The organism is Tepidiforma sp. (assembly GCF_034432735.1).
Taxonomy (GTDB): Bacteria; Chloroflexota; Dehalococcoidia; order Tepidiformales; family Tepidiformaceae; genus Tepidiforma.
Genome location: NZ_DAOUBJ010000081.1, coordinates 32087 through 40024, shown reverse-complemented (window position 1 = coordinate 40024; position 7938 = coordinate 32087). Strand labels below are relative to the sequence as shown.

Below are 7938 nucleotides of genomic sequence, written 5' to 3'. Positions count from 1 at the left end.
AGCACCGGGGCCGACTCGGACGGCCGAGGCCGGCCCGACGGCGCGGCGCAGGGTGGTGATCGACCTCGGTTGCGGGCAGCGGAAGAAGCCGGGAGCGATCGGCCTCGACCTGGCGCGCGTGCCCGGCGTGGATGTGATTGCGGATGTGATGCGTCCGCTGCCGCTGCGGGACGATTCGGTCGACGAGGTGTACGCCTCGCACCTGATCGAGCACGTGGACGACGTGCTGGCGTTCATGGGAGAGATTTGGCGGGTGTGCCGTCCTGGTGCGCTGGTTCACTTCCGTTTCCCTCACGGTTCGACGCCGTTTCTGACGTGGAAGGACCCGACGCACCGCCGGGGCGTTTACCTGAGCATGTTCGAGTATTTCGATCCGACGACGCTGGATGGGCAGCTCTGGGGCTACTACCACCCTGCGAAGTTCAAGATCGAGCGTCGGCAGCTGAACTTCAATCTGAACGCGGACAGCTGGCAACCGAGCCGGGCGCGGCGGCTCTTCGGGGCGGTGTTCGATTGGCTGGCGAACCGAAACGATCGTTGGTTGTACGTCTGCGAGCGGTGGTGGGGGAACTGGGTGGGGATGGAGGAGGCGCAGATCTGGCTGCGCGTGCTGAAGCCCGGGCGGCCACCGGAGACCGGCTCGTGAGCTGCCGCAGGGGCGCGGATGGGCTCAGTCTTCGAGGATGAAGGTAACCTTCATGTTGACACGGTATTCCTTGATGACGCCGTCTTCGACGCTGACGGTCTGTTCCTGAACCCAGGCGCCTTTGACGTTGCGAAGCGTCTTGTTGGCGCGGTCGATGCCGACCTTGATGGCGTCTTCGAACGACACGGGGGATGCTGCGGTGATTTCGGTGACTCGTGCGACGGACATCGGTGTGCCTCCAATGGGGAGAATCGCGCCCATCATGCCACAGGATGGCAAGCCGGCATGGGCCGAACGGTCCCGCTCGAGGCTGGACGAAGGGGCCAACCTGGGGGAGGGTGGCTCGACGGTTGGCTCCAGATGGACGATAGTATCGGCGACCGAAGGGGAGTAGCCCTGCGCGCGTCATCGACATGCTCCCGCGGCGGCGGGCGGTGGCGCGGCCCGGGTATCCGGGCGGGCGAGACGTTCGGCCAGCACACTGAGGTGTGCCGGTCGAGGGTGCTCCCCGGAGCCGGCACACGGGGAGTCCGTGGTGTCGGCGTTTTTCGTTTCTGCGCTGTTGATTTTCGTGGCGGAGCTGGGCGACAAGTCGCAGTTGGTGGCGCTCTGGTTCGCGACGCGCTATCGCTGGTGGCTGGTGGTCGCTGGCGTCTCGACGGCGACGCTGGTGGTGCACCTCGGTTCGGTGGCGATCGGGCTGGCCTTCGACGAGCTGCTGCCGGAGCGGTGGTTGCTGACGCTGGTGGGGCTTTCGTTTTTCGGTTTCGCAGCATGGAGCCTGCGGGGCGATGCGCTCGACGGTGAGCCGGCGGAGCCGCGGCTGGGGGCGAAGTTCGGGGCGTTCGGGGTCGTGACGGCGGCGTTCTTCCTTTCGGAGCTGGGCGACAAGACGATGTTGGCGACGGTTTCGTTGGCGGGGCGGGAGTCGAGCGCGGTGGGGGTCTGGCTGGGCTCGACGGTGGGGATGGTGCTGGCCGATGCGGCGGCGATCGCGCTCGGGGTGCTGGCGGGGAAGCGGCTGCCGCAGCGAACGATCGCGATCGGGGCGGCGGCGTTGTTCGTGGCCTTTGGCGCGGCGGCGCTCTGGTCGGCGTGGGGGTAAGGTCACCCGCGGCGGCGGATGGCGATGGCGGACAGGAGGAGCGAGGCAGCGGCGAAGGCGGTCATCGCTACGAGGGAGGTGCCGAGGTGGGTGCCGGAGAGGTTCGTCGCGGTGGCGCGGATGGCATCGGCGACGTAGGTGGGCGGGGCGATCCGCGCGGTTTCGCGGAGGAAGCCGGGGAGCTGCTCGCGCGGCATGAGCACGGGCGCGAAGAAGAGGACGTAGAAGATGATGAGCTGGGTGAGGGCGTTGGTGACCTGCTGGTGCGGGGCGTAGGTGGCCATGGCGATGCCGACGCCGGCGAGCGAACCGATTCCGAGCAGCAGGGCGGCGGGCAGCAGCGGATGGAGGTCGAGCGCTATGTCGTAGCGGAGCGCTCCGAGGGCGAGGCAGAGGGCAACGGCGGGGAGCGCCATGACGGCGGTGACGGTGACGAGGGCGAGGAGGTAGGCTTCGCGGCTGATCGGCATGGCGAGGTAGTAGTCGAGGCGGCCGTCGTGCTTGGATTGGGCGAGGAGTTGGGGCAGCATGACGAGCCCGATGGTGACGACGCCCTGGGTGGCGGTGCCGGTGACGATGTAGGCGGCGGTGGCGTCGCTCACTTCGGGGATGAGGTAGCCGAAGCCGAAGACGAAGCCGACCATGAAGCCGATTTGGACGGCGGCGATGATGGGCACTTCGGCGCGCATGCTGCGGAGTTCCATGGAGACGAGGTCGCGGTATTGGCGAAGGAAGTTCACCGGGCGGGCTCCGAAGCGAGGGTAAGGGTGGGGAGCGGCATCATGGCGGCGGCGTAGATGTCGTCGAGGGTGGGCGGCCCGATGCGGAAGTCGATGACGGCGCCGAGTTCGCGCAGGCGTCCGATCCAAGCGGCGACCCGCGGCAGGTCGGCGGCTTCGAAGCGGTAGGCGCCGCTGCCATCGGGGAGGAGGGCGGGGTGTGGCGTGATGGCGGCGGCGGTGGTGATTTCGAGCCGCAGCTGTTCGGTGACGATGCGGCGGAGGGCGGCAGGGGTACCTTCGAGGACGACGCGGCCGGCGTTCATGATGGCGAGGCGGTCGATGACGCGTTCGGCTTCGGCGAGGTTGTGGGTGACGAGGAGGATGGTGGCGCCCCCGCGGCCGAGCTCGCCGATGAGGTCCCACAGCAGGGTGCGTCGGAGGGGGTCGACGTCGTTGGTGGGCTCATCGAGCACGAACAGGCGTGCGGGGGCGGCGATGGCAGCGGCGAACCCGGCGAGCCGCCGGACGCCGCCCGAGGCGGCGCGCATGGGGGTGCGGCGGAATGGGCCGAGGTCGAGCCGGTCGACGAGGCGAGCGGCGACCTGCCGGGCTTCGCGGGCGGGGAGGCCGCGCAGCCGGGCGCCGAATTCGATCGTCTCGGAAACGGTGAGGGACTGGAGGTCGAAGCTGCCTTGCGGGAGGAAGGCGATGTTGCGCCGGGCGAAGGCGGGGTCGGCGACGATATCGATGCCATCGAGGGTGATGCTGCCACTGGTGGGGCGGACGAGGCCGAGCACCTGGCGGACGAGGGTCGTTTTTCCGGCGCCGTTGGGGCCGAGGAGGCCGAAAATTTCGCCGGCCCGCAGGTCGAGGTCGATGCCGTCGTTGGCGAGGACCCCGTTGCGGTACCGTTTGGCGAGCCCGCGGATGGCGAGGACGGTCGGGGTGCTCATGCGGCTGCTCCGGTGCGGTCGGCGGCGCGGCTGAGGAGCGCTTCGAGGGCGGCGAGGGCGGCCTCGATATCGTCGGCGGGGAGGCCGTCGCGGGCGGCGGCGGCGAGGCCTCGGACGGCGCCAGCGACGGCGGTGGCGGTGGCGCGCAGGTCGAGGTCGCGGGCGACCTGCCAGAAGGCCATGGCGACGAGGATGGCGGCGGCCGCCTGGTCGGCGAGTTCGTCGAATGGCGGCGGCGGTTCGCCGTGGCGGACGCTGTGGACGATGTGGCGGGCGTGGGCGAGGAGGTCGGCGAGGGGATCTGGGTGGCCGTTCTGCATTTTATCCTCCTTGGTCTGCGTAATATCAACATTCATCTTGAGAAAGTCAAGATCGGATTGAGAGAAAATCATCGGCACGTGAGGGGATGGAAAGCCGTATGCTGGCGCCCGTGGGGAATCGCGCGGGCGCCGGGAGCGTCGGGGAGGTGGCCCGTTACTTCGCCCGGCTCGGGGTCATCGCCTTCGGGGGGCCGGCCGCGCACATCGCGCTGATGCGTCGCGAGCTGGTGCAGGAGCGGGGCTGGGTGAGCGACCAGGAGTTCCTCGACATGCTCGGGGTGACGAACCTCATCCCCGGGCCGAATTCGACGGAGATGACGATGCACCTCGGCCACCGGCGCGCGGGGCTGTCGGGGCTCTGGATGGGCGGGCTGGCCTTCCTGGTGCCGGCAGTCGCGATCGTGACGGTGCTGGCCTGGGCGTACGTCCGCTACGGGGCGACCCCGGCGGGCGAGGGGGTGCTCCTCGGGGCCCAGCCGGTGGTGCTGGCGCTCATCCTCCAGGCGGCGTGGGGGCTCACGGGGGCGGCATTCCGCGGGCCAGAGTCGGTGGTGGTGGTGGCCGGGGTGGCGATCCTCGCGGCGATCGGCGTGAGCGAGGTGGTTCTGGTGCTGGGCGCGGGCGTGTTCGTGGCGGCCCTTTGGTGGGTCGTCGGGCTCCTGACGCGTTCGTCGCGGGAGCGGTTGCCCGCGCTGCCCCGGGCCGGGGGACACTGGTGGCGGCTCCCTCGCCAGCGACGCCGCCGCGGGGAGGGGCCGCAGGGGTTCTGCCCGCCCGTTTGGTTGCCAGGGCTGGCGGCGACCGCGACGACGGCCGGGGGCGCGACGACGGCGGGCATCTTCCTCGGCTTCTTGAAGATCGGGGCCGTGCTCTACGGGAGCGGCTATGTGCTCGTTTCGTTCATGCGCGATGAGTTCGTGGAGCGGCGGGGCTGGCTCACCGAGGCGCAGCTTCTGGATGCGATCGCCGCTGGGCAAGTGACGCCGGGGCCGCTCTTCAGCTCGGCGGCGTTCGCGGGCTACGTGATGGATGGGGTTGGCGGGGCCCTGGCCGCGGCGGCTGGCATCTTTCTGCCATCGTTCGTTTTCGTGATGCTCGCTGCGCCGCTGGTGCCGCGGTTCCGTCGTGGGTGGCTCGGTACCGCCTTCCTCGATGGGGTGAATGCTGCGGCGTGGGCGCTCATCGTGGTGGTGGCGCTCACGCTGGCGCGCGAGGTGCTCGTGGGGTGGTTCACGGCTGGGTTGTTCGCCGCTGGGCTGGTGCTCGCGATCGGGACGCGGCTGAGTTCGGTGTGGCTGGTGCTCGGCGGCGTCGCCTGCGGGCTGGCCTATGCCGGGGTGGCCGGCTAAGCCGCTACCGCTCGTTGGCGCGCATCTTCCAGTAGTCGCTCAGCGCCGTGCGGATGACTTCGAGGGCGCGCTCACGGCCTTCGAAGGGGTCGACGACGACTTCCTTTTCTTCGAGCACTTTGTAATCGATGAAGAAGCGTTGGATTTCGGTGACGAGGTGGGGCGGGACGTCTTCCAGCCTCTTGATGTGGCTGAAGGCGGGGTCGTGGGAGTGGACGGCGAGGATCTTCTCGTCGACTTTGCCGCTGTCGCGCATGTGCATGACGCCGACCGGGCGGACGTAGACGAGGGTCATGGGGACGACGGGTTCCTGCCCGAGGACCAGGACGTCGAGCGGGTCGCCATCGTCGCAGAAGCTGCGAGGGATGAACCCATAGTTGGCGGGGTAGCGGACGGAGCTGGAGAGGACGCGATCGAGCTTGAGGATGCCGCTCTTCTTGTCGAGCTCATACTTGTTCTTGCTGCCGGCGGGGATTTCGATGACGACGGGGAGCTCGGCTTCGATGAGGTCGGGGTCGACGGCGATATCGTGCCAAGGATGCATCGGTGGGTGGCTCGTTTCGCGGTGGGATGGGGTGAGTGTCGCACTGGAGGGTGGGCTGCGCGAGTGTCGTGACAGGCCCGTGTTGGAGCTGGGCGGGGCTTGCGCGACGGTGGCTCCATGACGACGATCGACGACCTTCGTGCCCGGATGCGGATCGACCTTCAGGACGTGAGCATGGAGCGATGGACCGACGCCGCGCTCGACCGTCACCTTCGCCGCGCGCTGGCGGAGCTTTCGCGGGCGGCGCCGCGCGAGGAGCGGCTTTCGGTAGCCACGACGCCGGGCGGGCGGGAGGTGGCGCTCGGGGGGATTGCGGGGCTGATCGCCGTGGCGCGTGCGGAGTACCCGGCAGGGGCGGAGCCGCCGGCTTTCCGGCGATTTTCGGTGTTCGGAACGACGCTCCGGCTGGAGGAGGGGCCGCTCCCGGCGGGGGACGATGTGGTGCTCTGGTGTCGCCTGCTCCACACGGCGGATGGAACGGGCACGAGCCTGCCGCCGGCGCTGGAAGATGTGGCGGTGCTCGGTGCGACAGCCTTCGCGGCGGCCGAGGCGGCGAGCGGGACGCTCGAGCGGCTGACGTTGAATCCGGAGACCGCGGCGGGCTACGCGACGATGGCCCGGGAGCGGGAAACGGCCTTTCGCCAGCTGCTGCGCGAGGTCGGCGGGCGGGGCCGCTTGCGGAGCTGGCAGCTCGGAGGGGGCTAGCCTTTGCGCAGGTGGAGGAGCTCGTGGACGCCGAGGTCCTTCACTTCGTAGACGTGGGTGGCGACGCCTTCGACGATGCCCGGGTCGTGGCTGGCGCAGAGGATGGTGCCGTCGTAAGCCTGGAGCGCTTCGAGCAGTTTGCGTCGGGTGGTGCGGTCGAGGTGGTTCGTCGGCTCGTCGAGCAGGAGGACGTTGGTGGGCTGGAGGAGGAACTTGGCGAGCGCGACGCGGCTCCGTTCGCCGCCGGAAAGGACCGAGATCGGCTTGAAGACGTCGTCGCCTTTGAAGAGGAACTGGCCGAGCACGGTGCGGAGGCGGACTTCGGGCTCGTGCGGGGCGACGGCGCGGACCTCCTCGAGGACGGTGCGCCCGTGGTCGAGGGCTTCGTCCTGGTGTTGGTCGTAGTAACCGAAGCGGGCGCGCTCGGCCCAGGCGACCACCCCTTCGGAGGGGCGGAGGAGCCCGGCGGCGATTTTGAGCAGGGTGCTTTTGCCCCCGCCATTGGGCCCGACGAGGGCGACTTTCTGTCCGCGCTCGATATGGAGGTTGACGTCGACGAGGACGGGGTGGTCGCCGTAGGCGTGGCCGACGTGCTGGAAGACGAGGACATCGCGCTCGGTGCGGCCGTGGGCGGTGATTTCGAAGTGGACTTCGGCTTCCTTTCGTGGGCGCTCGATGGGCTGGATGCGTGCGAGCTGCTTCTCGCGCGATTGGACTTGCGCGGCCTTGGTGGCTTTGGCGCGGAATCGTTCGATGAAGCGTTCTTGGCGGGCGAGTTCGCGTTGCTGGCGGGCGGCAGCCTGGTCGAGCGCCTGGAGCCGGGCTGCCTTCTGCTTCTGGAAGCTGGTGTAGCCGCCGGTGTAGCTCTCGATGGTGCGCTCGCGGAGGTCGAGGATGCGGGTGGCGAAGCGGTCGAGGAATTCGCCGTCGTGGGTGACGACGAGGATGGCGGCATTCCACTCGGCGAGCTCTTCGGCGAGCCAATCGCGCGAGCGGGCATCGAGGTGGTTGGTGGGCTCGTCGAGGAGGACGTTCGGGGGGCGGCGCACGAGCACTTTGGCGAGGGCGATGCGCATCTGCCAGCCACCGGAGAATTCGCCGCAGGGGCGGTTGGCGTCGGCGGGGTCGAAGCCGAGTCCGGCGAGGACGCGGCCGATGCGGGCTTCGATGCGGTAGCCATCGAGGGCTTCGAACCGTTCGAAGAGGCGGGCTTGCTCTTCGACGAGGGCATCGAGGTCGCCCTCGCCGTTTTCGATGGCGCCGGCGATGCGGGCGAGCGCTCGTTCGATGGCGCTCGCCTCGGGGAAGGCGTTCCAGAGCTCTTGGAGGAGGGTGTTGTCGTCGCGGAGGCCGGCTTCCTGGCGGAGGTAGCCGAGGTCGCCGCCTGTCCAGCCGGCGCGGCCGGCATCGGGCGTTTCGAGGCCGGCGATGAGGCGGAGGATGGTGGATTTGCCGGCACCGTTGGGGCCGACGAGCCCGACGCGTTCGCCTTCGCTCACGGTAAAGGTGACGTCGCGCAGGACTTCGTTGGCGCCGAAGGCCTTGGAGACGGATTCGCAGAAGAGCATATGGGCAAGGTAGCAGGTTGCAGTTT

At 69.2% G+C, this 7938-nt stretch carries 10 protein-coding genes; 4 read left to right on the top strand and 6 right to left on the bottom strand.

Translation table 11 applies throughout. The annotated features are described in order from the left end of the window. Positions 1–646 (top strand): class I SAM-dependent methyltransferase (locus VAE53_RS08200; RefSeq protein WP_322818886.1); only part of this gene is annotated, 646 nt, incomplete at its 5' end. Between the two features lie 24 nt (positions 647–670). Here the strand turns inward: VAE53_RS08200 and VAE53_RS08195 are convergent. Beyond that, on the bottom strand, positions 671–874 hold the full coding sequence (locus VAE53_RS08195) for a dodecin family protein (RefSeq protein ID WP_322818885.1): 204 nt from the start codon (positions 872–874) through the stop codon (positions 671–673). A 307-nt stretch (positions 875–1181) separates the two neighbouring features. Here VAE53_RS08195 and VAE53_RS08190 point away from each other — a divergent pair, with 307 nt between their 5' ends. Further along, complete coding sequence (locus tag VAE53_RS08190) at positions 1182–1751, top strand: TMEM165/GDT1 family protein (protein ID WP_322818884.1); 570 nt, start codon at positions 1182–1184, stop codon at positions 1749–1751. Between the two features lie 2 nt (positions 1752–1753). Here VAE53_RS08190 and VAE53_RS08185 read toward each other — a convergent pair whose 3' ends face one another. Genes VAE53_RS08185 through VAE53_RS08175 form a run of 3 tightly spaced genes read right to left on the bottom strand, consistent with a single transcriptional unit; the run spans position 1754 to position 3782 of the window. Next, positions 1754–2491 carry an ABC transporter permease gene (locus tag VAE53_RS08185; protein ID WP_322818883.1) on the bottom strand — a complete coding sequence of 246 codons (738 nt, stop codon included), beginning with the start codon at positions 2489–2491 and terminating at the stop codon, positions 1754–1756. Further along, a complete protein-coding gene (locus VAE53_RS08180) occupies positions 2488–3426 on the bottom strand; it encodes an ABC transporter ATP-binding protein (RefSeq protein WP_322818882.1) in 939 nt (312 codons plus the stop codon). Before VAE53_RS08180 ends, VAE53_RS08185 begins: the two co-directional genes overlap by 4 nt. Further along, positions 3423–3782, bottom strand: a complete 360-nt coding sequence (locus VAE53_RS08175; RefSeq protein WP_322818881.1) for a hypothetical protein — start codon at positions 3780–3782, stop codon at positions 3423–3425. The genes VAE53_RS08180 and VAE53_RS08175 overlap by 4 nt, the downstream gene beginning before the upstream one ends. 74 nt (positions 3783–3856) lie before the next feature. On the opposite strand from VAE53_RS08175, the gene chrA reads away from it, so the two are divergent. Continuing rightward, complete coding sequence (gene chrA, locus VAE53_RS08170; protein WP_322818880.1) at positions 3857–5095, top strand: chromate efflux transporter; 1239 nt, start codon at positions 3857–3859, stop codon at positions 5093–5095. Between the two features lie 4 nt (positions 5096–5099). On the opposite strand, the gene VAE53_RS08165 is transcribed toward chrA, so the two are convergent. Continuing rightward, positions 5100–5639: an inorganic diphosphatase gene (locus tag VAE53_RS08165; RefSeq protein WP_322818879.1), complete on the bottom strand. Its 540-nt coding sequence runs from the start codon at positions 5637–5639 to the stop codon at positions 5100–5102. 117 nt (positions 5640–5756) lie between these two features. On the opposite strand from VAE53_RS08165, the gene VAE53_RS08160 reads away from it, so the two are divergent. Beyond that, entirely contained in the window at positions 5757–6344 is a 588-nt protein-coding gene (locus tag VAE53_RS08160) for a hypothetical protein (protein WP_322818878.1), read from the top strand. Here the strand turns inward: VAE53_RS08160 and VAE53_RS08155 are convergent. After that, positions 6341–7912 carry an ABC-F family ATP-binding cassette domain-containing protein gene (locus VAE53_RS08155; protein ID WP_322818877.1) on the bottom strand — a complete coding sequence of 524 codons (1572 nt, stop codon included), beginning with the start codon at positions 7910–7912 and terminating at the stop codon, positions 6341–6343. The two genes, VAE53_RS08160 and VAE53_RS08155, sit on opposite strands and share 4 nt — an antisense overlap. Positions 7913–7938 lie beyond the last annotated feature (26 nt).

What these genes read in the sequence shown, in the direction of transcription:
- VAE53_RS08195 (WP_322818885.1), bottom strand. Translation starts at nt 874, where the DNA reads ATGTCCGTCGCACGAGTCACCGAAATCACCGCAGCATCCCCCGTGTCG.
- VAE53_RS08180 (WP_322818882.1), bottom strand. Translation starts at nt 3,426, where the DNA reads ATGAGCACCCCGACCGTCCTCGCCATCCGCGGGCTCGCCAAACGGTAC.
- VAE53_RS08175 (WP_322818881.1), bottom strand. Translation starts at nt 3,782, where the DNA reads ATGAATGTTGATATTACGCAGACCAAGGAGGATAAAATGCAGAACGGC.
- VAE53_RS08165 (WP_322818879.1), bottom strand. Translation starts at nt 5,639, where the DNA reads ATGCATCCTTGGCACGATATCGCCGTCGACCCCGACCTCATCGAAGCC.
- VAE53_RS08160 (WP_322818878.1), top strand. Translation starts at nt 5,757, where the DNA reads ATGACGACGATCGACGACCTTCGTGCCCGGATGCGGATCGACCTTCAG.
- VAE53_RS08155 (WP_322818877.1), bottom strand. Translation starts at nt 7,912, where the DNA reads ATGCTCTTCTGCGAATCCGTCTCCAAGGCCTTCGGCGCCAACGAAGTC.